Origin of the sequence: Brevibacterium sp. FAM 24630 (assembly GCF_049804075.1) — a bacterium.
Classification (GTDB): domain Bacteria; phylum Actinomycetota; class Actinomycetes; order Actinomycetales; family Brevibacteriaceae; genus Brevibacterium.
The window spans coordinates 78,854-99,393 of sequence record NZ_JBNBZD010000006.1; the positions used below are offsets into that span (position 1 = coordinate 78,854).

The following is a 20,540-nucleotide window of genomic DNA, read 5'->3' on the forward strand; positions in this document are numbered from 1 at the left end:
CTCAGCCTGACCATTCGACGTCGACGCGGGCAGGTCGGCTCGATTCCGGTGATGAGGGCAGCCCTGGCCCCGAGCTCCACCGCCAACAGTGGCGCCACGAGCCACGTCGAGCAAACCGGTCCGCTCCCCCGCATACGGCCATGGTCGATTAGCGGAACGGCATCGTCTGCTTCAGCAAATGAGGCCGTTCTGTCGCTTCGAGACTCACACGTTGAACCGGAACTCCACCGAGTTCCGACCGATACCAACTTCTGGGTGGAACTCGCGCAACGCTCGTGCCCGCATACCTCTCAAAACCTCGATGATACAGGGATCGTCAGGGCGTACCTGCTGTTCGCGAGGCAGCGACTTCACCATGATCAGACAGGGGTGCCTTGACTCCAGAGCGCGGTCTCCTCAAGCGGCAGAAAACCCCACCGCTCATAGAAGAGCCGAGTGCGCGCATATCCGGGATCTGGGTGCGAGGCTCCGACGGTCTTCACCTGCAACAGCCGCACCTCACGGCAAACCGCATCGACTTCGACGGCCCTGAGCATTGCGGTGCCGACGCCGGTCCCGTGAACTGACCGGTCGACGACGGTGAGGTGCACTTCAGCGACATACGGAAAGTGGCGATCGATCAGCGTGGCACCGACGACCACTCCATTGCTGTTACGGACCGTCCATGTCTCCTTGGAGCGAGTTGCTCATGCGACCTGCAACGGCGTGATCGCGGCAACCTTGTCGTGCAGTGCACGGCGCTGGAGCCGCAGCTCGTAGTTCGACTGCAAGTTCATCCACAACTCCTCGGACGTTCCGAAGTAGCGCGCCAGACGGATCGCAGTATCAGCGGTGATCCCCCGCTTGCCGTGCACAATCTCGTTGATCCGGCGCGGCGGCACACCGATGGACACGGCGAGCTTGTTCTGCGTGATACCGAAGCCCTCGATGAAATCCTCCATCAGGATCTCTCCCGGGTGGATCGGCTCGATCAGGTCGCTCTCAGTGGTAGTCGACGAGTTCGACATTGTCCGCACCTCCATCTCTCCAGACGAAGCAGAGACGCCATTGCGCATTGACGCGGATGCTGTGCTGCCCGCGTCGGTCGCCGACCAGACGCTCCAGGCGGTTGCCTGGCGGTGCCCTGAGGTCCTCGACATCCTTCGCCGCGTGGATGAGTTCCAGCTTCCGCAAGGTCGCCCGCTGCACCGTCCGGTCAACGCTCTTGACGTACTGCTCATGCCAGATCCGCTCGGCGTCCTTGCTCCCGAACGATCTGATCATGAACCCATTGTATAACGGCAACCGTCAATAACGCTAGACGTTAACCCGGATCTTCACCGTGTTCCGGCACATACGGCCATCTCCTCGACATCGGCGCAATGGTCGCTTCACCAGGCTCAGGTGGCACAACTCCCTGATCTGCGCGCCGACCAGGTGGCAGCTCGCGCCTGGGGGCTTGCTCTCTCATCCTGTTGTCATCCCTGCCCATGGCAAACTGACGACATGACGGTCTTTCGAACACCCCAGGTCGTTCTGTTCACGCGCGACATCGACCGTGCAGCGGAGTTCTATCGTGGCCTCGGCTTCGACGAAGTGTTCCGCACGCCCCGGACAGGGACACCGATCCACGTCGATCTCGTCCTCGACGAGTACCGGATCGGACTCGCGACCGAGACCAGCACCCGCGATGACCACGGGCTCGATCCTGTCGCGGACGGCCAGCGTGCAGCGTTGATCCTCTGGACGGACGACGTTCCTGCCGGCTATGCACGTCTGGTCAAGCTCGGCGCGACGCCCATCAAGCTGCCCGAGCCATGGCTCGACCGTCTGCTCATCGCCTGGGTCGAGGACCTCGACGGACATCTGGTGCAGGTCGTGCAGACCGTCAACTGACGAGGTTCCACCCCAGCACGGATCACACGTTGAACCGGAACTCCACCACGTCGCCATCGACCATGACGTAGTCCTTGCCTTCCATCCGGACCTTGCCGGCGGCCTTCGCCGCCGCCATCGTTCCGTTGGCATCGAGATCACCGAAGGAGACGACCTCAGCCTTGATGAAGCCCTTCTGGAAGTCGGTGTGGATGACCCCGGCTGCCTCGGGGGCGGTGGCACCTTTCGGGATCGTCCAGGCTCGGGATTCCTTGGGGCCGGCCGTCAGGTAGGTCTGCAGACCGAGAGTGTCGAAGCCGACACGTGCGAGCTGGTCGAGCCCGCTTTCGTCCTGACCGGTCGACTCGAGCATCTCCCGGGCTTCTTCCTCATCGAGTTCTGCGAGTTCGGATTCGAACTTCGCGTCGAGGAAGATCGCCTCGACCGGGGCCACGAGGGACCGCATCTCGTTCTTCTTGCCCTCGTCACCGAGCACATCGTCATCAACGTTGAACACGTAGAGGAACGGTTTGACGGTCATCAGCTGCAGCTCACGCAGAGCTGAGACATCGAAATTGTCGGCTTGCATCGCCTGGTACAGCGTCCGACCGCCTTCGAGGATCTCGGTGGCGGCGTCGATCGCGGTCAGCTGCTCGGCAGGGGCACGCTTGCCCTTGACTTCCTTCTCGATCCGCGGCCGCGCCTTTTCCAGCGTCTGCAGGTCGGCAAGGATGAGCTCGGTGTTGATCGTGTCGATGTCATCGGCGGGACTGATCTTGCCGTCGACGTGGACGACATCGTCGTCGACGAACCCACGGATGACCTGACAGATCGCGTCGGCTTCGCGGATATTGGCGAGGAACTGATTGCCCAAGCCCTCGCCTTCGGAGGCACCGCGCACGATCCCGGCGATGTCGACGAAGTCGACGGTCGCGTTGAGGATGCGTTCGGAACCGAAGATCTCCGCCAACCGCGTCAATCGGACGTCGGGCAGAGGGACCACGCCCACGTTCGGTTCGATCGTCGCGAACGGGTAGTTCGCCGCGAGAACTTGGTTCTTGGTCAGTGCGTTAAACATGGTCGACTTGCCGACATTCGGCAGCCCCACGATTCCAATAGTCAAAGCCACGATATCCAAGTCTAGCCGCCGCCGAGGTGGTCCTCGAATTCTCGTGTCCGTGCCCTCTGTCACCCTGGAGTCATGAATGCTTTCCCCGCATCCGGAGTCATCATCGCCTTCGTCGTGGCGATCCTCTTCGCCGCCGTCCTCGGGTTCCTCCTCGGGCGCACGCTCACGCGTTCGCGCTACCTTGAGAGGATCACCCGAGCGGAGACGACCTCCCGCATCCTGTCCGAACGCACCGAAGACCTCGAAGCCGATGCGCAGATGGCCGGTGAGATCACCGCAGCCATCGGGCCGTTGGCGGCGAGTGTGAAGAGCCTCCAGGACAATCTCCAGACCCAGGACCGCACGCAGATCGAACAGATCACCCGGCTGAACTCCCAGATCGGCCACCTCAGTCAGCAGAACCTTCGACTCCAGGAATCGACCGGGTCCTTGGCCAACGCCCTGAATTCGACTACTCACCGTGGTGACTGGGGTGAGGTGCAGCTCAAACGCATCGTCGAATATGCGGGGCTCCTCCCCCACGTGGACTTCGACACTCAAGTCACTGCCGACCGCGACGGGAAGCGTCATCGCCCCGATATGGTCGTCCACCTGCCTGGCGGCGGCACGATCGTCATCGATGCGAAGACACCCCTGTCGGCCAGAATCAGTGAAGAGACCACCGAGGCAGCCGGCGGGGCTGCGGCGGGTGGCCATGACCATGCCCGAGCGCTGCTGCGGCATGTTGATGCGCTGGCGTCGAAGGAGTATTGGAAATCCTTCGACTCCTCCCCTGATTTCGTCGTCTGCTTTGTCCCCACCGACGGTCTCCTCTCGTCGGCCGCAGCCAGCTACCCGAAGATGATCGATCATGCGTTGGGCAAGAACGTCGTCCTCGCCTCACCGGCAACACTGCTCGTTCTGCTCAAGACGGTCGCGCTCAACTGGCGCCAAGCCGACATGTCGACCTCGGCCTCCGAGGTGCTGCGGCTGGGCACAGAACTCTATGAACGCATCGGCACACTGGTCACGCATGTGTCGCGGCTGGGTGCGAGCCTCGACCGGTCCGTCGAGGACTACAACCGGTTCGTCTCCTCCCTGGAGTCCCGGTTCCTCGTCACAGCGCGGAAGTTCCCGTCGACAGGGATCGTCGCCGATGAACTCGACACCGTTGCCGAACTCGATACCCGTGCTCGAGGCGTCAGTGCCGAAGAGCTGTCGCGTCCTCACTCGACGGCATTCGACCACAGTGGCCCCACAGATCTGCGCGATCGACAGACCGGTACGCACTGAACAGTCGACCGCAGGCGGCCCCGGGTTGCCCTGCCGCACAGGGGCTGGAGCTTCAGCCGAGTTTGCGCAGTTCCTTCGGCAAGGAGAACAGGAGGTCTTCCTCGGCGGTGATGACCTCGTCAACGCTGTCGAAGCCGTAGTCGGCCAGCAGCCCGAGCACGTCCTGGACAAGAGTCTCGGGAACACTCGCTCCTGAGGTGAGCCCGACGGTGGCGACATCGTGGAACCAGGTTTCGTCGATCTCGCGGGCGAAGTCGACACGGTGCGCGGCTTTCGCCCCGTGTTCGAGCGCGACTTCGACAAGACGCACAGAGTTCGAGGAGTTCGCCGAACCGACGACGAGGACGAGATCCGCCTCGGGAGCAATCTTCTTCACTGCGACCTGCCGGTTCTGTGTGGCATAGCAGATGTCATCGCTGGGCGGATTCTGCAGGTGCGGGAAACGCTCGCGCAGAATCTCGACGGACTCCATCGTTTCGTCTACGCTCAGCGTCGTCTGGGAGATCCACACGAGCTTCTCTGAATCAGGGACTTCGACGGTGCGTGCATCGTCGGGACTCTGCACGAGCGTGATGTGCTCCGGCGCCTCTCCCATGGTTCCTTCGACCTCTTCGTGTCCGGCATGGCCGACGAGCAGGATCCGGAAACCGTCGCGAGCAAACCGGATCGCTTCTTTGTGGACCTTCGTCACCAGCGGGCAGGTCGCATCGATCGTGGACAGTGATCGTTCGGCTGCCTCGGCGTGGACGACCGGTGAGACTCCGTGAGCGGAGAATACGACCCGTGCCCCTTCCGGCACTTCATCAGTGTCATTGACGAAGACGGCACCGCGGTCGGACAGGGTTTCGACGACATGCCGGTTGTGCACGATCTCCTTGCGCACATAGATCGGCGCACCGAAATGCTCAAGGGCACGCTCGACTGCGATCACCGCGCGATCGACCCCGGCGCAGTAGCCGCGCGGGGCAGCCAGCAGCACCCGCTGTTCGGTGCCCTCGGGGGTGCGGATATCGCTGGCAGGCACACGCCGGCGCGGCATCGTCGGGGTGGGTACGGAAACGGCAGTCACCTCTCCAGTCTAAGCAGGGGCCGGCGGTGGCGGCCAGGGTGACCGCACGCACGGTGCAGAAGCGGATGCCCGCCGAAGAAGCGGCGGACTGGCGGGAGCCGAGAAATGGGCTGTGTCCGTGTCGTTCGTTAGGCTTGGGGCTCGGAAGGGGACTTACCATGGCGCAAAGAATTTCCGGCACTCCCGGCACACTCGGCGAAACCGTCGAGCCGAAGGAGCTCGCGGCCACCGCGGCCGAGACCACCGCGGAGAACCCGTGGCCGCTGAGCCTGCTCTCGTCGAAGATGAAGTCCTATATCGATCGCATGTCGAGCGTGTGGATCGAAGGACAGGTCGTCGAGCTCAACCATCGCGGCAAGGCCAGCTACCTCACCCTGCGCGACACCGATGTCGAAATGTCCCTGCCCGTTCAGATCTGGAAGAACGTCCTCGAGCGCACCGGTGCTCCGCTGACCGAGGGCAGTCATGTCGTCGCCAACCTCAAAGCCGACTTCTGGACGAAGACCGGTCGACTCACGATGCGCGCCAACGACATCCGCGCCGTGGGCCTCGGCGAGCTGCTCGCTCGTCTGGAGCGGCTGAAGAAGCAGCTGGCCGCAGAAGGGCTCTTCGACCCCAGCCGCAAACTGCGACTGCCGTTCCTGCCCAATAGGATCGGGCTCATCACCGGCCGTGACTCCGACGCGCAGAAAGATGTTGTGCGAAATGTGCACCTGCGCTGGCCGGCCGCGGAATTCGAGATCCGCAACTGTGCGGTCCAGGGACCTGACGCGGTGCCTGGAGTGATGAAGAACCTCGCCGAACTCGACGAGGACCCGCAGATCGACGTCATCGTCATCGCCCGCGGCGGTGGCAGCATGGAAGATCTCCTTCCCTTCTCCAACGAAGCTCTGGTCCGTGCCGTGTCCGCCGCACGCACTCCGGTGGTCTCTGCAGTGGGGCATGAGGCCGACCGGCCCATCCTCGACGAAGTCGCAGATATGCGAGCTTCGACCCCGACGGATGCTGCCAAGCGGATCGTTCCCGACGTCGCCGAGGAGGGCATGAACCTGCTGCGCGCCCGGGCCGAACTCGAAGCCGCAGTCCATCGCATCCTCGACCGCGAACAGGAGATGCTCACCGCGGTGCGCTCTCGACCGGTCCTGGCCGAACCGCAGACGATGATCATCGCTCATGAGAACGAATTGGCGACGATTCGTCGCCGCAGCCTGCAAGCGACGACCGGTCTTGTCATTCAGGCGCAGAACGAGATCCACCATCTCCGTTCACAGGCCCGCTCACTCTCGCCCCTGCGCACCCTCGAACGCGGGTACGCAGTCGTCCAGACCGATGCCGGACAGGCGGTGCGCAGCGCCGCCGAGGTCGCAAGCGGGGATGCGGTGCATGTGCGCGTCGCCCATGGCCGTTTCGATGCCGCGGTCACCGACGTCACCCCCGAACCCGCATCCGATTCCACCGACGATGCGAACGACGCTGCCGAGACGGCGAACGGATCCGAGAGCTGAAGGTTCACCGGACGATCCCGTTCGTCGACACCGCCCCAGCTCCGCACAGACAGACCAGCACAGTTCCACCATTTCCACGAAGGAGACTCCGATGACCGAACCGACGACCCAGCAGGATCAGCCCGAAATCAATTCGCTCAGCTACGAACAGGCTCGCGAAGAACTCGTCATGACCGTCAAACGTCTCGAGACCGGCAATCTGCCGCTGGAAGAGTCTCTCCGGCTGTGGGAGCGCGGCGAGGCACTGGCCGATCGTTGCCAGTCATGGCTCGACGGGGCCAAGGAACGCCTCGACAAGGCACGCCAGGAAACCTCCGACGACGCCGACTGAGCACTGACCACCTCTCACAGGTCGACAGTGCAGGCACCGACTGATCACTCAGTCCGGCCCACAGCGGTCACTTGAGCTGTGCGGCGACCTGGTCGGCGAAGGTGTTGATGGTATCGGGTGCGGCGGTTGCGGTCAGCACGACGTAGACATCGCCCTTGTTGGTGACCCAGTATTCCTTCGCATCATCGGTGCGGTAGATCTGGAAGTCGGCACCGCCGACGGTGACCTTCTCGGCGGCGATCGCGCCGTCGGTCTTCTTCTTCGCCCAGTTCTCGCTCGACTTGGACTGTTCGATGCTCACCCACTGGTCCTCGGGGCCGATGAACGACATGTACCACGAGGTGTATTCAGAGTCATTGAGCCGATCGAGGCTGGCTTCGTTCGACGTCCATCCGCGCGGAATCTGAGGAACGATGAGATCGAAGTCGGCGTTTCCCTCCGACTGTTCGGCGATGCCCTGGTAGTCGACGACGCGTTCGGAATCGACCTCCGGCTGGGGTGCGAGGAACAGGATCCCCACCGCGACCGCCAGGCAGGCGAGGATCGCAATGACCATGTTGACCCAGTTGGAGTTCTTCCTCAGGAAGCGCATCTCTTCACGGGATCCTGGCAGCATCACTCCGGACTCGTCAGCCATGGACTCTCCCTCAGGGACCCGCGCCGTGTCATCGACGACTGCTCGGGCTCCCGTCTCGTCGGCAGCATTTCGGACATTCACACCGCCATTGTCCTCGGCTCGCGCGCGAAGAGCCAATCCCACAGCACGGAGGTGACTGCGGCCACAACCCGGTGCCGCTGTCGCGACCTCGATCACAGGGGTGGCACAATTGAGAGCATGAGTGACTCCAAAGAGCCTGTTGACGTGAAATCTCACCATGACCGAGGACGAGTCGATGACGAGACTCCCCCTGTCGCAGTGACCGATGCTTGGTCACAGAAGGCACAGGTCGGAGAGGACGCTCCCGACCGCAACCTCGCCCTCGAACTTGTCCGAGTCACCGAGGCGGCGGCCATCGCCGCCGCCCCCTGGGTCGGCCGCGGCGACAAGATCGCCGCCGACGGAGCGGCCGTGGCCGCCATGCGCAATGTCATCTCCACCGTCCGGATGGCCGGCACCGTCGTCATCGGCGAAGGCGAGAAAGACGAAGCGCCGATGCTCTTCAACGGTGAGCAGGTCGGAGACGGCACCGGACCCCACTGCGATGTGGCCGTCGACCCGATCGACGGCACCCGCCTGACCGCTCTGGGCATGCCCAATGCGATCTCGGTCATGGCTGTCACAGAGGACGGCGCCATGTACGACCCATCCGCCGTGTTCTACATGGAGAAGCTCGTCACCGGACCCGAAGCCGCCGATGCGGTGGATCTGCGTCTGCCGATCGCTGAGAACATCCGCCGGGTCGCCAAGGCGAAGGGAACGAAGGATCCCACCTCGGTGACGGTGATGATCCTCGACCGTCCACGCCATCAGCAGATGATCGACGAGATCCGCGCCGCCGGCGCGCGTATCCAGCTCATCACCGACGGCGACGTCGCCGGTGCCATCGCCGCCTGCCGCCCCGGCACCGGAGTCGATATGCTCATGGGCATCGGCGGCACCCCCGAAGGCATCATCACCGCATGTGCGATCAAGGCTCTGGGCGGAGTCATCCAGGGTCGACTGTGGCCGCAGGACGATTCCGAGCGCGAGGCCGCAGCGGCCGCGGGCCTGGACGTCAACCAGGTGCTCAACACCGATGACCTCGTCACCGGCGACAACAGCTACTTCGTCGCCACCGGTATCACCAACGGCGACCTGCTCGACGGAGTGAAGTTCCAGGGCGGTCACGTCACCACGCACTCGCTCGTCATGCGTTCGAAGTCGGGCACTGTCCGTCAGGTCTTCGCCGAGCATCAGTCCGCGAAGACCCACTCCTACGTGGAAGCCGCCGAGGAAGCAGCCCGACGCGGACTCATCTGACATCCCTGCCGGACCCGAGCCCGGGTGCGACGCAACCATCTCGAAATCGGAAGCAGGTTCGAAAACAATGCCCAATGCGGCTTGGAATCGACTCTTGGAGGGAAATCGGCGTTTCGTCGACGACGTTCCACAGCACCCCAATCAGGACACGGCACGGCGTGAAGCGCTGTCGAGCGATCAGACGCCCTTCGTCACGCTCTTCGGCTGCTCGGACTCCCGAGTCGCTGCGGAGATGATCTTCGACGTCGGCCTCGGCGACATGTTCGTCGTCCGCAACGCCGGCCAGGTCGTCGATCCGGTCACCCTCGGCTCGTTGGAATACGGTGTCGAACTCCTCGGCACTCCCCTGCTCGTCGTGCTCGGCCACGACAGCTGCGGAGCCGTGACGGCAGCCTACAACGCCTACGATTCAGGTGAGACGCCCCCGGGATTCATCTCCGATGTCGTCGCGCGCATCCTGCCCACCGTGGCCCGGGCCCGGACGAACAAACGCACCACGGTCAATGAGACCGTCGCGCAGAACACCATCGACACGGTCGACAAGATCATGCAGCTGTCGTCGATCATCAGGACCGCAGTCGAAGAGGGCCGACTCATCATCGTCGGTCTCACCTATCAGCTCCACGACGGTCGCACGACCGTCGTCGCCCAATACGGAGGCGACGAGGCGGCAGTCTCGCACCACGCCTCCTGACGCTCGGCCACTTCGGTGGTCGATCACATCGACAAAACTCAGACAGCCCAACGGAAAGGACAACAATGAGCGAAGAATTTCGCATCGAACACGACACCATGGGTGAGGTCAAGGTCCCCAAGGACGCTCTCTACAGTGCCCAGACCCAACGCGCCGTCGACAACTTCCCGATCTCCGGCAAGAGCCTCGAATCGGCGCACATCGCGGCCCTCGCCCAGGTGAAGAAGGCCGCTGCGAAGGCCAACCTCGAACTCGGCGTCCTCGACGAGGCCCGCGCCAAGGCGATCCAGGACGCGGCCGACAAGGTCATCTCCGGTGAGTACGACGCGCACTTCCCCATCGACGTCTTCCAGACCGGTTCGGGCACCTCCTCGAACATGAACACCAACGAAGTGCTCGCTTCGCTGGCGACCAAGTCCCTCGAAGCCGACGGTGTCGATGTCCACCCGAACGACCATGTCAATGCTTCGCAGTCCTCCAACGACGTGTTCCCCACTTCGGTGCACCTGGCCGTGACCAAGGCACTCGTCAACACGCTCGTTCCGGCCATGCAGACCCTGGCAACTTCGTTGGAGAAGAAGGCCGAGGAGTTCTCCTCCATCGTCAAGTCCGGCCGCACCCATCTCATGGACGCCACCCCGGTGACGTTGGGCCAGGAGTTCGGCGGATACGCCGCGCAGGTCCGCTACGGCATCGAACGCATCGAGGCCTCCCTGCCTCGTGTTGCCGAAGTGCCGCAGGGCGGAACTGCAGTGGGCACCGGCATCAATACGCCCAAGGGCTTCTCCTCGCGTGTGGTCGAGATCCTTGCCGAAGAGACCGGTCTGCCCATCACCGAAGCGCGCAACCATTTCGAAGCGCAGGCCAACCGCGACGGGCTCGTCGAGGCCTCCGGTCAGCTGCGGACCATCGCCTACGGCTACATGAAGATCTGCAACGACCTGCGCTGGATGGGTTCGGGCCCGAATACCGGTCTCGGTGAGATCGCGATCCCCGACCTGCAACCCGGTTCGTCGATCATGCCCGGCAAGGTCAACCCGGTCATCTGTGAGGCCACCATTCAGGTCGCCGCCCAGGTCGTCGGCAACGACACCGCGGTGTCCCTGTCCTCGACGAACGGTGCCTTCGAGCTCAATGTCGGCATCCCCGTCATGGCCTCCAATCTCCTGGAGTCGATCCGCCTGCTCGCAAACTCCTCGACCGTCATGGCCGAGAAGATGATCGACGGGCTCACCGCCAACGAGGAGCGCGCTCGCTTCCTCGCCGAGGCCAGCCCCTCCATCGTCACCCCACTGAACAAGGTGATCGGCTACGAAGCTGCGGCGAAGATCGCCAAGCACGCTGTGGCCAACAAGATGACCGTCAAGGAGGCGACGATCGCCCTCGGCTTCGTCGAAGACGGCTCCATCACCGAGGCGGATCTCGATCAGGCGCTCGACGTCACGACGATGATCGGCGACTACAAGTAAGCACCCGGCCTCTCTGATCAGCAGACGGCCCATGCTGGTCAGCACTCGGCACGGCCGATCAGCATACGGCGCCCGGACAGACCCGTCCGGGCGCCGTTTCGTGCTCTTCAGCCCCGGAAGGGATCGAACTCCTCGAGCACGTCGGTGACCAGCGCCGCGATCTCCGATCGTTCCGAACGCGTCAGCGTGACGTGGGCGAAGAGGTCGTGGCCCTTGAGCTTCTCTATCACCGCAGCGATTCCATCGTGCCTGCCGACCCGCAGATTGTCCCGCTGCGCGACGTCGTGGGTGAGAACCACCTTCGAATTCATCCCGATGCGTGAGAGCACCGTCAGCAGCACATTGCGCTCCAGGGACTGCGCCTCGTCGACGATGACGAAGGCATCATGGAGCGAACGTCCTCTGATGTGCGTCAACGGCAGCACCTCGAGGATGCCCCTGTTGACCACCTCGTCGATGACGTTCTTGCTCACCAGTGCGCTCAGGGTGTCGAACACCGCCTCGGCCCAGGGGTTCATCTTCTCCCCTTCGCTGCCGGGAAGGTATCCGAGGTTCTGCCCGCCCACGGCGTAGATCGGCCGGAACACCATGATCTTCGAGTGCTTGTTCTCTTCGAGCACCTTCTGCAGTCCGGCAGTGAGGGCCAGCGCGGACTTCCCCGTTCCGGCTCGCCCTCCCATCGAGACGATTCCCAATGCGTCGTCGAGCAGCATGTCGATGGCGATCCTCTGCTCCGCCGAACGTCCGCGGACTCCGAAGAGGTCGCGGTCCCCGCGGACCACGGACACACGGTTGCCTGCCTCGACCCGCCCGAGACCCGAACCCCGCGGTGAGGTGATGACCACGCCGGTGTTGACGACCTCCTCGGACACCGCCTCGGTGACGATCGCCCCCGATTCGTAGAACTCGCTCATCTGCTCCTCGTCGAGAGCGAGTTCGCTCATTCCCGTGAAGCCCGAATCGGCGGCCAGCTCCGCCAGATACTCCTCGGCATGCAGTCCCAGCGCAGAGGCCTTCACCCGCATCGGCACGTCTTTGGTCACGACGACCACATCGTGGCCTTCGGCTGAGAGGTTGCGGGCCACCGCCAGGATGCGTGTGTCGTTCTCTGTGCGGTCGAAACCCACCGGCATCGTCGAAGCGTCGATGTGGTTGAGTTCGACGCGCAGCGTCCCACCCGCTTCGCCGACGGGTATCGGCTGGTCCAGTCGGTCGAATTCCGAGCGGAAGTCGTCGAGGATGTGCAGGGCTCTGCGGGCGGTGAAACCGAGCTCGGAATGGTTGCGTTTGGCTTCGAGTTCGGAAACGACGATGAGTGGGATGACGACGTGATGTTCGGCGAAGCGCAGAAGTGCGCCGGGATCCGAGAGCAGCACTGAGGTGTCGAGAACGTAGGTGTGAACATTTTCAGCCATGAGGACCTCTGTGGCGTGAGTTCCGCCGAGATCCGGTTCTGACATCCCCCGATCTCGGGTTGGTGTCGACCAACTACTGTCAACCTAACCCGATTCGACCGCAATCACGTGTCGGCACGCGCGGTCGGGCACGTCGAGGTCGTGAACTTCGCGTGAATGCGAGATGCCCCGGTCCGCATCCCGAAACCGTGGTCTGCTGTCTGTACTCGATGCCCTGCCGGCGGGCACGAGGATGACCATTGCCTATTTGCCGAAGCGGCGTTGACGCAGACCGTAGTCGCGGACGGCGCGGAGGAAGTCCGTACGCCGGAAGTCCGGCCAGTAGGCTTCGCAGAAGTAGAACTCGGAGTACGCGCTCTGCCACATGAGGAATCCGGAGAGTCGCTGCTCGCCGGACGAGCGGATGATGAGGTCGGGATCGGGCTGGCCCTTGGTGTAGAGGTGTTCGCCGATCTGTTCCGGCGACAGTTCCGAGATGATCGTCTCAAGATCCGTGCCCTCACCCCGGCGGGCCCGCAGCAGGGACTTCACCGCGTTGACGATCTCCTGCCGACCGCCGTAGCCGACGGCGACGTTGACGCGCATCCCGCAGTCATCGGTGTTCGTGGTCACCGCTTCCAGGCGGGCCCGCAGATCGTCGGGGAGGATGTCCAGGTCACCGACCAACTGCACTCCGACGCCGTCGAGTGCGGCGATCTTCTCCACGAGGTCCGAGATGATCTCGATGAGAATGGCGACCTCTTCGGCCGATCGTGCGAGATTCTCCTTGGACAGCACATAGAGGGTGACGATCTCCACGTCGATCTCGAAGCACCAGCCGAGGAACTCGACGATCTTCGCCGCCCCCGCCCGATGCCCGTCAGCGGTCGTCGCCCCGAATTCCTTCGCCCACCGACGGTTGCCGTCGGTGATGACCCCGACATGGCGCGGAACCGGCACCGACTTGTCGAGCTCACGCTTGAGCCGTCGCTCATACAGCCGATAGAGCAGGTTCACTGGTCGCGCCACGGCTGTCCTCTTTCGCGTTGGTCTCCGGTCGATTCGAACACTGTACAGACTACTAGCCGCCGTCGCTGAATGAGGCTTCAGACTCACTGGTTACCATGGTGTCATGAATGCTCCCGTCACAGGTCCGTCCCCGATCGTTCCCGACGCCTCCCGGCCCATCGGCGATACTTCCGCGGACGCTGCTTCGACAGGCAATCACCAGCGCATCGCCCGCCGTCGCATGGCGTTGCGTGCCGAACTGACCAAGCTCGCCGGGCAGGTCAAGCCGAAGCTGCGCGGCTGGTTCCACGCCGGTGCGTTCCCGCTGGCGATGCTCGGCGGACTCGCGCTCGTGATCATCTCTCCGACGATCGAATCGCGCATCGCGGCGGCAATCTTCGCGATCACCGGAATGCTGCTCTTCGGCACCTCCGCCGTGTACCACCGCGGTCGGTGGCGCACCCGCGTCCGCCTCGTTCTGCGACGCCTCGACCACGCGAACATCTTCCTCATCACGGCCGGCACCTACACTCCGCTGGCCGTGCTCATGCTCCGCACCGATCAGGCCATCCTGCTCCTGTCTGTGCTGTGGGGCGCGGCCGCGCTCGGCGTCGCCTTCCGCACGATCTTCACCACCGCACCGAGGTGGCTCTTCGTACCGATCTATGTCGGCTTCGGAGTCGCCGGAGTCGGCTATATCCCGCAGATCTGGGCGACGAACCTCTCCGTCGGTCTCCTCGTCGTCCTCGGCGGCGTGTGCTATGTCGCCGGTGCCGTCATCTACGGCATCAAGCGTCCGAACCCGTCACCGAAGTGGCTGGGCTTCCACGAGATCTTCCACATCCTCACGATCCTCGGTTACGGCTGCCATCTCGCCGCGCTCATCGTCGCGGCCGTCGCCGCATACTGATCCCCACACCGAGGCGGCGGGATGCCGAGCAGGCCCTGCCGAGCAGAGTCTCAGGACTGTTTGTCGGAGTCTTCGGTGCGCTCCTGCGCCCCTGTCGCCTCCGTGGCTTCGTCCGCCTGCTTCGCCCCTGGCGTTTCGTCGCCTGCCGCTTCGTTGCCTGTCGCTTCGTTGCCTGCGGGCTTCTGGGCCTGTTCGGGCTCGTCCGGTCCCGAGAGCTTCGACTGGTTCGGAACCACGTGCCTGCGCAGCGGAATCGGGTAGGCATCGCTGGCCCCTGAACGTGCACGGACCCGACGGACTCGGCGCAGAGCATCGCGGATGAGGAAGATCGTCACGACCACCACGGCCAGGGTCGCGAGGAAACCGATCGTTCCCGGGGTCACCAGATCCGGATTCGGAGAGCCTCCGTCGGTGGTCGGAGCTGGAGTGGAGGCGAGGAGGATCATGCGTGAGTATCGCTTTCGGTCAGGGTGGAGTCAGCGGCGGTGGTGTCCTCACCGGCTGGCGAATCCGGCAGCATCCCCTCGTCCGGAACACGCCGCCCGTCGTCGCGGGTCACTCCCGCGAAGAGGTCTTCTTCCTGGAAATCGACGTCCGGAGTCAGCGGCGCACGATCGGTGCGGTCGACGGCCAGTTCGAATTCCTCGGTCGGCCAGTAGGTGCGAGCGGCATTGCGCGAAGCGGAGAAGAATCCGCCTTCGGGGTCGATCTGGGTGGCGTGTGAGAGCAGCGCCCGGTCTCTGGCGGGGAAGAACTCCGAGCAGGCGATTCGGGTGCTCAGCCAGTTGCGACGGGCACTGTCGCGCTTCTTGAAGTCCTCGAGGTGGTCGGCGAAAGGGGATTCGAGTCCCGCCTCGGCCATCTTCTCGTGGATGGTGATCCACTTCTTGGCTGACAGGTCCTGGTTGTAATAGACCTTCTGCACCTGCCACGGCTCGCCGAGCTCGGGATGCGAATCCGCATCGGCTGCCGCTTCGACGGCGGCCATGGTCACGGCATGGTTCTTGATGTGGTCGGGGTGCGGGTACCCGCCGAGTTCGTCATAGGTGGTCACGACCTGCGGACGGAAGGTGCGGATGATGTGGACCAGCGGCAGCATCGCCACTTCGTCCGGCACCCGATAGAAGCAGCCGGGCGGAGTCTGGTTGTCGAAGTCGCCGTCGGGCAGACCCGAATCGACATGGCCGACCCAGACGTGCTCGGCACCGAGCGCGGCGGCCGCGGCAGCCATCTCCTCACGCCGGAGACCGGCGATGTCACGACTGGCCTTCGGACTCTGCAGCAGTGCGGGGTTGAGGATGTCTCCGGCCTCGCCGCCGGTCATGGTGGCGATGAGGACCCGGGCCCCCAGAGAAGCGTACTTCGCGCTCGTCGCCGCACCCTTGGAAGATTCATCATCGGGGTGGGCATGAACCGCGAGCAGTCGCAGCCCATGGTACGGAAGCGAAGTCATAATGAAGATGTCCCTTTCGAATCAGCCTGGTCGCCACCTGCTGCCGGCACAGGGTCTGACATGATCGCCGGCAGAGGATCGACTACTCTAGATTAGTGCGCGAAGTACTTAAAGAGGAATTCAATGACTGAGGTAACAGTGGCCCAACCGCTGCAGGATGATCGTTACGGTCGACCCCGAACGCACAAACGCGGTCTGAGCCGTCGAGCCAGGATCATCTCCGTCATCGTCCTCCTCGTGGTCGCCGCGGTCATCGCCGTGTGGGCGTTCCGTCCGCAGACGAATCCCACGACACCGCAGACCCTCGACTATTCCGTTGTCGACTCCTCTGCAACGCACGTCAGCGTCGGAATATTTCCCGACCGGGAGCGCGATGTCCACTGCATCATCCAGGCCACGAACGACAGCGAAGCGATCGTCGGCTTCACCGAGGTGACCGTCCCGGCCTCCGCGGACAACGATCCGAACTCGCCGAAACGCGTCGAGGTCGAATTGGCGACAACACAGCTGGCCGCATCGGGACACGTCGATTCCTGCTGGTTCGAATAGCGCGAATCCCTTCGAATAGGTCTCGCACGCATCAGGGTTCTGCCGCAGCACCGGCAGACTCGATTGCGGGAACGTGACTCAGCTCATCGTTTTCGCTCACGGATGCGTTACACTGTAGTTTCATTCAACTTCCGGGCGTGCCCATACGCCCGGTTTTTTCGTTGCCTGACATGCCCGTCAGCGCACCGAACCGTAGAAGGAGAAGTCATGACCGAGGAAGTCACCCAGGAAGAGACATGGTTGACCCAGGAAGCCTTTGACCGCCTGTCGAAGGAACTCGAGCATCTCTCCGGACCGGGTCGTGCAGAGATTGCTGAGAAGATCGAAGCCGCCCGCGACGAGGGTGACTTGAAGGAGAACAGCGGTTACCACGCAGCGCGTGATGAGCAGGGCAAACAGGAAGCACGCATCCGCCAGCTCGAGGTGCTGCTGCGCAACGCGAAGGTCGGCTCCAGCGACAGCGACGGCAAGACCGTGGCTCCCGGAACCGTCGTGACCGCCAGCGTCGCCGGCAACTCGATGCGCTTCCTGCTGGGCAACCGCGAGATCGCCGGAGATTCCGACATCGACGTGTTCTCGGAGAAGTCACCGCTCGGTGCCGCCGTGCTCGGCGTCAAGGCCGGAGACACGAGCTCCTATGAGGCTCCCAACGGCAAGACCATCGAGGTCAAGGTCGAATCCGTGGAGGCCTTCACCGGCTGAATCGGTGTCAGAACAGTTGTGGGCGGGTGAGATCACCCGCCCACAACTGTTCTCAGATCATTTCCTTCGACCGTCGGAATCGTCGGGACTCTCCCCATCGGCATCCGCAGAATCCGGTCCGAGTTCCTCGGGATCGGTCGCGGTCGATCCGGCTCCACCCGCACTGTCATCCTCGGCGGACTCATGGACCGCCTCGGTGAGTCGTTCCTTCGCCGCGTCCAACACGGCCGCGGCCTCCCGGGCCTTCGGATCGCTCGGCGGGCCCTCCGCGTCCTCCGCGTCATCATCACCGGCGGCGCTGTCAGCGCGAGCGATGTAGCCGACCACGCTGTTGAGCACGGCCACCAACGGCACGGCGAAGAGCGCGCCGACGATGCCGAAGAGGAAACCGCCGCCGGTGACAGAGAGGATCACGGCCAGCGGGTGGACAGAGACGGCCTTGCCCATGAGGAACGGTTGGAGGGCCTGGCTTTCGATCTGCTGCACGGCGATGACGACGATCAGCATGATGACGGCGCTGCCCAACCCGTTCGACACCAGAGCCACCAGAACGGCGACCGCACCGGAGGCGATGGCGCCGACGACGGGGACGAACGAGGTGAGGAACACGAGCACGGTCAACGGGATGACCAACGGAATCCCGAGGAACGCCGCACCGATGCCGATGCCGATCGCGTCGACTGCGGCGACGAGGATCTGCACCCGCACGTACTGCACGAGCGTGGTCCACCCCCGCTGAGCGGCACCGGTGGCGACGGGGCGGGCGGGGATCGGCAGCAGGCCCACCACCCATTTGAAGATGTTCGCTCCGTCGTAGAGGAAGAAGAACGTCGTGAACAGGCACACGGCCATCCCGGTGAGGAAGGTGCCGACCGAGGAGGTGGCCTCCAGCGCCCCGCCGAGGAGCTGGCTGCTGTTGTTCTGGAAGAAGTTCGTCGCGGTATCGATGCCTTTTTCGATGTAGCCCGAGACCGTCGTGGAGTCGATGCCGAAGGGGTTCGTCGACAGCCAGCTGCTGATGCCTGAGACACCGGCGATCACCTGTTTGACGAGGTCGGGCATGCCCGAATAGATCTGCTGCCCGACGAGGCCGAAGAGTCCGAGGACGACGACGATGAACCCGACGAATGAGATCGCCGCCGCGCCACCGCGGGGCATGCCCTTCTTCGCCAGCCACCCGGTCGGGGGTGCCAGCAGTGCGGCCAACAGCAGCGCGATGAGTACCGGCAGAACGACGCTGGAGATCTTCGACAGCAGCCACAGCGCCACGCCGACGGCGACGAGGACGAGAAGCGACCGCCACGACCACGCGGCTGCGAGCTTGAGGCCCGGGGCCACATACGGCTTGGCTTCGGCTTCGATGCGGCTGAGGGCGATCTCCTCGGGGCTGACGCTGCGGGCGGGGGAGATTTCTGCTTCGGGCCGGGAACGGGAGGAACCGCGTCCTCGCCGGAAGGCCTCCCAGGCACCACGGAAACGGTTCGTAGGATGCTGCTGATCGTTATCGGTCATGCCTCAACAATAGTTGTTGAGAGACTGACTAAGGTGGAATGATGACGCCTGAGGAGGGAAATCAGTGGGAAGACGCATGATTCTTGCCGTAGCGACCATGGGTGCCACGGCGGTCGGCGCCGGTGCATCGGCGGTCGGACTCCTCCGCCATCAGGCGAGTGCGCTGCGTCGGTCCTTCGACGACGATGAGAGTCGTCGCCATTCCACCTTCGCCGAGGCGATCGCCGCCCCCAGAGACCGCGACGATGGCGATTCCGCCGCCTTAGCCGTCATCGGCGATTCCTGGCTGTGCGGGGTCGACGTCGGTCCCGAACATGCCCCGCCCACACTCATCGGCCGCGGACTGGCTCGCATGCTCGGCACCACCGTTCGCGTGCAGACCACCGCACGCCCCTCAGCACTGTCCGAGGACCTGCACAGGCAGGTCGACGAAGTGCTGCGCTCACCATGGCTGTCGCGCCAGCTGTCCGACCGCTGGAGCGAAGACCGTCGCTTCGCCATCATCTCGATCGGCACCGGCGACATCATCCACCCGATCCAAGCGACGATCGGCATTCCCGTGCTCAATCAGGCCATCAACCGTCTCCAGCGGGAGGGCCGGTACACGGTGTTCGTCCTCGTGTGCCCCAACCTCGGCGGCCTGCCGGGACTGCGCGACCCGCTCAAGACCTCGCTGCGCCGCACCTCACGGGTCCTCGCCGGTTCCCAGTGGCTGGCCGCCCTGGCGGCACGCGCCGTGCCGCTGCGGTCGACCGGGTCTCTGAGCGGCACGACACGCAGGTCCCTGCTCAACGAGTCCGGGCGCTTCCCCAGCGAGCTCGGCTACGCGCAGCTGTCGTCGACTCTGCTCGCCGCGATCGCCGAACGCATCGAAGCGCCGGTCGTCGTCGATCGCAGCCTCGACATCCCGGAGAAGGGCGAAACCGCTCGCCGCAAAGAACTCGCTCCCGACCAGGATCCGCACCCGTCGGCGGCCGTCTCGTGATCCCGGTCGTCCTCGCCTCACAGTCTCCGTCCCGTCGCCAGATCCTCACGGCCGCGGGCATCGATCCGCTCATCATCGTCTCCGACGTCGACGAACGTGCCATCGAGGAGGAGTTCACCGGCTCCGTCGGCGATCTCACCACCGCGTTGTCGGAGGCGAAGGCCCAGGCGGTCGTCGACCGGATCATCGCTTCCCCTCCCCCGGTGCTGCACAGCTCGGAGACCATCGTCGTCATCGCCGGGGATTCGCTGCTCGAATTCGACGGACACGCCATCGGCAAGCCGGGCACCGCGGAACGCACCCGCACCATCTGGTCGGCGATCGCCGGCGAGTGGACGCAGCTGCATTCGGGACACACGGTTGCCGTGCTCAACCGCGCCTCCGGTGCCGAAGCCGAGGCGACGGAACTCGAACTCGGCGCGCTGCGTTCGAAGCGGTCGACCACCTCGGTGCTCATCGGTTCCCCCAGCGCCGAGGAACTCGAGGCCTATATCGCCACGGAGGAACCTTTTCAGGTGGCCGGGGCACTGACGATCGACGGCTATGGGGGTGCCTTCGTCGACCGCCTCGACGGCGATCACCTCACGGTGCTCGGACTCAGCCTGCCGGCAGTGCGCGAATTGGTCACCGATAGCGGCCTGTTCTGGCCCGATCTCTGGTCGCATCAGCACTAGACTCGGTTGCGGCAGGGTGACACGCCCGACGCCATTGAAGTTCTCGCCCGAATTTTTTATCGGTGTCCTA

23 protein-coding genes are annotated in these 20,540 nt (G+C 64.0%); 12 read left to right on the plus strand and 11 right to left on the minus strand.

Translation table 11 applies throughout. The annotated features are described in order from the left end of the window. Window positions 1-359: 359 nt before the first annotated feature. From ACPUD7_RS06620 to ACPUD7_RS06630, 3 genes are read right to left on the minus strand one after another with little or no spacing between them, the layout of a single operon-like run. Entirely contained in the window at window positions 360-641 is a 282-nt protein-coding gene (locus tag ACPUD7_RS06620) for a GNAT family N-acetyltransferase (RefSeq protein WP_240689615.1), read from the minus strand. A 45-nt stretch (window positions 642-686) separates the two neighbouring features. After that, the gene (locus tag ACPUD7_RS06625) at window positions 687-1,007 is read right to left on the minus strand and encodes a HigA family addiction module antitoxin (protein ID WP_135538222.1); all 321 of its coding nucleotides are present in this window, start codon (window positions 1,005-1,007) and stop codon (window positions 687-689) included. Then, window positions 982-1,263 (minus strand): type II toxin-antitoxin system RelE/ParE family toxin, encoded by a 282-nt coding sequence (locus tag ACPUD7_RS06630; protein ID WP_135538220.1) that lies wholly within the window; start codon window positions 1,261-1,263, stop codon window positions 982-984. Before ACPUD7_RS06630 ends, ACPUD7_RS06625 begins: the two co-directional genes overlap by 26 nt. 222 nt (window positions 1,264-1,485) lie before the next feature. Here ACPUD7_RS06630 and ACPUD7_RS06635 point away from each other — a divergent pair, with 222 nt between their 5' ends. Continuing rightward, entirely contained in the window at window positions 1,486-1,875 is a 390-nt protein-coding gene (locus ACPUD7_RS06635) for a VOC family protein (protein ID WP_135538218.1), read from the plus strand. A gap of 22 nt (window positions 1,876-1,897) precedes the next feature. Here the strand turns inward: ACPUD7_RS06635 and ychF are convergent, their stop codons facing one another. Next, entirely contained in the window at window positions 1,898-2,983 is a 1,086-nt protein-coding gene (ychF, locus tag ACPUD7_RS06640) for a redox-regulated ATPase YchF (RefSeq protein ID WP_425119463.1), read from the minus strand. Window positions 2,984-3,055: 72 nt separating this feature from the next. Between ychF and ACPUD7_RS06645 the strand changes: the two genes are divergently transcribed. Beyond that, entirely contained in the window at window positions 3,056-4,255 is a 1,200-nt protein-coding gene (locus tag ACPUD7_RS06645) for a DNA recombination protein RmuC (RefSeq protein ID WP_135538206.1), read from the plus strand. Between the two features lie 52 nt (window positions 4,256-4,307). Here the strand turns inward: ACPUD7_RS06645 and ACPUD7_RS06650 are convergent, their stop codons facing one another. Beyond that, entirely contained in the window at window positions 4,308-5,294 is a 987-nt protein-coding gene (locus ACPUD7_RS06650) for a 4-hydroxy-3-methylbut-2-enyl diphosphate reductase (protein ID WP_135538414.1), read from the minus strand. A 188-nt stretch (window positions 5,295-5,482) separates the two neighbouring features. Here ACPUD7_RS06650 and xseA point away from each other — a divergent pair, with 188 nt between their 5' ends. Both xseA and ACPUD7_RS06660 read left to right on the plus strand, forming a co-directional pair. Next, the gene (gene xseA / locus ACPUD7_RS06655; RefSeq protein WP_425119464.1) at window positions 5,483-6,829 is read left to right on the plus strand and encodes an exodeoxyribonuclease VII large subunit; all 1,347 of its coding nucleotides are present in this window, start codon (window positions 5,483-5,485) and stop codon (window positions 6,827-6,829) included. Window positions 6,830-6,920: 91 nt separating this feature from the next. Beyond that, a complete protein-coding gene (locus tag ACPUD7_RS06660; RefSeq protein WP_135538202.1) occupies window positions 6,921-7,160 on the plus strand; it encodes an exodeoxyribonuclease VII small subunit in 240 nt (79 codons plus the stop codon). A gap of 67 nt (window positions 7,161-7,227) precedes the next feature. On the opposite strand, the gene ACPUD7_RS06665 is transcribed toward ACPUD7_RS06660, so the two are convergent. Next, a complete protein-coding gene (locus ACPUD7_RS06665) occupies window positions 7,228-7,797 on the minus strand; it encodes a DUF4245 domain-containing protein (protein ID WP_240689613.1) in 570 nt (189 codons plus the stop codon). Between the two features lie 198 nt (window positions 7,798-7,995). On the opposite strand from ACPUD7_RS06665, the gene glpX reads away from it, so the two are divergent. From glpX to ACPUD7_RS06680, 3 genes are all read left to right on the plus strand, one after another. Further along, window positions 7,996-9,120, plus strand: a complete 1,125-nt coding sequence (glpX, locus tag ACPUD7_RS06670; protein ID WP_205683308.1) for a class II fructose-bisphosphatase — start codon at window positions 7,996-7,998, stop codon at window positions 9,118-9,120. Between the two features lie 67 nt (window positions 9,121-9,187). Then, window positions 9,188-9,814: a carbonic anhydrase gene (locus ACPUD7_RS06675; RefSeq protein WP_135538200.1), complete on the plus strand. Its 627-nt coding sequence runs from the start codon at window positions 9,188-9,190 to the stop codon at window positions 9,812-9,814. A 65-nt stretch (window positions 9,815-9,879) separates the two neighbouring features. Next, a complete protein-coding gene (locus ACPUD7_RS06680) occupies window positions 9,880-11,283 on the plus strand; it encodes a class II fumarate hydratase (RefSeq protein ID WP_135538198.1) in 1,404 nt (467 codons plus the stop codon). Window positions 11,284-11,390: 107 nt separating this feature from the next. Here ACPUD7_RS06680 and ACPUD7_RS06685 read toward each other — a convergent pair whose 3' ends face one another. Both ACPUD7_RS06685 and ACPUD7_RS06690 read right to left on the minus strand, forming a co-directional pair. After that, window positions 11,391-12,698 (minus strand): PhoH family protein, encoded by a 1,308-nt coding sequence (locus ACPUD7_RS06685; RefSeq protein ID WP_135538196.1) that lies wholly within the window; start codon window positions 12,696-12,698, stop codon window positions 11,391-11,393. A gap of 243 nt (window positions 12,699-12,941) precedes the next feature. After that, window positions 12,942-13,706 carry an isoprenyl transferase gene (locus ACPUD7_RS06690; RefSeq protein WP_135538194.1) on the minus strand — a complete coding sequence of 255 codons (765 nt, stop codon included), beginning with the start codon at window positions 13,704-13,706 and terminating at the stop codon, window positions 12,942-12,944. Between the two features lie 103 nt (window positions 13,707-13,809). Here ACPUD7_RS06690 and trhA point away from each other — a divergent pair, with 103 nt between their 5' ends. Then, window positions 13,810-14,595, plus strand: a complete 786-nt coding sequence (trhA, locus tag ACPUD7_RS06695) for a PAQR family membrane homeostasis protein TrhA (protein ID WP_135538192.1) — start codon at window positions 13,810-13,812, stop codon at window positions 14,593-14,595. A gap of 50 nt (window positions 14,596-14,645) precedes the next feature. Here the strand turns inward: trhA and ACPUD7_RS06700 are convergent, their stop codons facing one another. Both ACPUD7_RS06700 and mca read right to left on the minus strand, forming a co-directional pair. Then, on the minus strand, window positions 14,646-15,041 hold the full coding sequence (locus tag ACPUD7_RS06700) for a hypothetical protein (protein WP_240689612.1): 396 nt from the start codon (window positions 15,039-15,041) through the stop codon (window positions 14,646-14,648). Further along, complete coding sequence (gene mca / locus ACPUD7_RS06705) at window positions 15,038-16,048, minus strand: mycothiol conjugate amidase Mca (RefSeq protein WP_135538190.1); 1,011 nt, start codon at window positions 16,046-16,048, stop codon at window positions 15,038-15,040. Before mca ends, ACPUD7_RS06700 begins: the two co-directional genes overlap by 4 nt. Window positions 16,049-16,171: 123 nt before the next feature. Here mca and ACPUD7_RS06710 point away from each other — a divergent pair, with 123 nt between their 5' ends. Both ACPUD7_RS06710 and greA read left to right on the plus strand, forming a co-directional pair. Next, window positions 16,172-16,597: a DUF4307 domain-containing protein gene (locus ACPUD7_RS06710; RefSeq protein ID WP_135538188.1), complete on the plus strand. Its 426-nt coding sequence runs from the start codon at window positions 16,172-16,174 to the stop codon at window positions 16,595-16,597. 207 nt (window positions 16,598-16,804) lie between these two features. Then, window positions 16,805-17,299 (plus strand): transcription elongation factor GreA, encoded by a 495-nt coding sequence (greA, locus tag ACPUD7_RS06715; protein ID WP_135538186.1) that lies wholly within the window; start codon window positions 16,805-16,807, stop codon window positions 17,297-17,299. Between the two features lie 57 nt (window positions 17,300-17,356). Here greA and ACPUD7_RS06720 read toward each other — a convergent pair whose 3' ends face one another. Continuing rightward, window positions 17,357-18,811, minus strand: a complete 1,455-nt coding sequence (locus ACPUD7_RS06720; protein WP_425119466.1) for an AI-2E family transporter — start codon at window positions 18,809-18,811, stop codon at window positions 17,357-17,359. A gap of 76 nt (window positions 18,812-18,887) precedes the next feature. Here ACPUD7_RS06720 and ACPUD7_RS06725 point away from each other — a divergent pair, with 76 nt between their 5' ends. Beyond that, complete coding sequence (locus tag ACPUD7_RS06725) at window positions 18,888-19,796, plus strand: SGNH/GDSL hydrolase family protein (RefSeq protein ID WP_425119467.1); 909 nt, start codon at window positions 18,888-18,890, stop codon at window positions 19,794-19,796. Next, window positions 19,793-20,470 carry a Maf family protein gene (locus tag ACPUD7_RS06730; protein ID WP_135538181.1) on the plus strand — a complete coding sequence of 226 codons (678 nt, stop codon included), beginning with the start codon at window positions 19,793-19,795 and terminating at the stop codon, window positions 20,468-20,470. The genes ACPUD7_RS06725 and ACPUD7_RS06730 overlap by 4 nt, the downstream gene beginning before the upstream one ends. The last annotated feature ends 70 nt before the right edge of the window (window positions 20,471-20,540 follow it).

Excerpts from the sequence above, each read along its gene's own strand:
- ACPUD7_RS06660 (WP_135538202.1), top strand. The coding sequence starts at position 6,921 with ATGACCGAACCGACGACCCAGCAGGATCAGCCCGAAATCAATTCGCTC.
- ACPUD7_RS06710 (WP_135538188.1), top strand. The coding sequence starts at position 16,172 with ATGACTGAGGTAACAGTGGCCCAACCGCTGCAGGATGATCGTTACGGT.
- ACPUD7_RS06630 (WP_135538220.1), bottom strand. The coding sequence starts at position 1,263 with ATGATCAGATCGTTCGGGAGCAAGGACGCCGAGCGGATCTGGCATGAG.
- ACPUD7_RS06720 (WP_425119466.1), bottom strand. The coding sequence starts at position 18,811 with ATGACCGATAACGATCAGCAGCATCCTACGAACCGTTTCCGTGGTGCC.
- ACPUD7_RS06635 (WP_135538218.1), top strand. The coding sequence starts at position 1,486 with ATGACGGTCTTTCGAACACCCCAGGTCGTTCTGTTCACGCGCGACATC.
- greA (WP_135538186.1), top strand. The coding sequence starts at position 16,805 with ATGACCGAGGAAGTCACCCAGGAAGAGACATGGTTGACCCAGGAAGCC.
- ACPUD7_RS06680 (WP_135538198.1), top strand. The coding sequence starts at position 9,880 with ATGAGCGAAGAATTTCGCATCGAACACGACACCATGGGTGAGGTCAAG.
- ACPUD7_RS06675 (WP_135538200.1), top strand. The coding sequence starts at position 9,188 with ATGCCCAATGCGGCTTGGAATCGACTCTTGGAGGGAAATCGGCGTTTC.
- mca (WP_135538190.1), bottom strand. The coding sequence starts at position 16,048 with ATGACTTCGCTTCCGTACCATGGGCTGCGACTGCTCGCGGTTCATGCC.
- ACPUD7_RS06665 (WP_240689613.1), bottom strand. The coding sequence starts at position 7,797 with ATGGCTGACGAGTCCGGAGTGATGCTGCCAGGATCCCGTGAAGAGATG.
- ACPUD7_RS06685 (WP_135538196.1), bottom strand. The coding sequence starts at position 12,698 with ATGGCTGAAAATGTTCACACCTACGTTCTCGACACCTCAGTGCTGCTC.
- ACPUD7_RS06725 (WP_425119467.1), top strand. The coding sequence starts at position 18,888 with ATGATTCTTGCCGTAGCGACCATGGGTGCCACGGCGGTCGGCGCCGGT.
- ACPUD7_RS06645 (WP_135538206.1), top strand. The coding sequence starts at position 3,056 with ATGAATGCTTTCCCCGCATCCGGAGTCATCATCGCCTTCGTCGTGGCG.
- ACPUD7_RS06650 (WP_135538414.1), bottom strand. The coding sequence starts at position 5,294 with ATGCCGCGCCGGCGTGTGCCTGCCAGCGATATCCGCACCCCCGAGGGC.
- xseA (WP_425119464.1), top strand. The coding sequence starts at position 5,483 with ATGGCGCAAAGAATTTCCGGCACTCCCGGCACACTCGGCGAAACCGTC.
- ACPUD7_RS06700 (WP_240689612.1), bottom strand. The coding sequence starts at position 15,041 with ATGATCCTCCTCGCCTCCACTCCAGCTCCGACCACCGACGGAGGCTCT.
- glpX (WP_205683308.1), top strand. The coding sequence starts at position 7,996 with ATGAGTGACTCCAAAGAGCCTGTTGACGTGAAATCTCACCATGACCGA.
- ACPUD7_RS06625 (WP_135538222.1), bottom strand. The coding sequence starts at position 1,007 with ATGTCGAACTCGTCGACTACCACTGAGAGCGACCTGATCGAGCCGATC.
- trhA (WP_135538192.1), top strand. The coding sequence starts at position 13,810 with ATGAATGCTCCCGTCACAGGTCCGTCCCCGATCGTTCCCGACGCCTCC.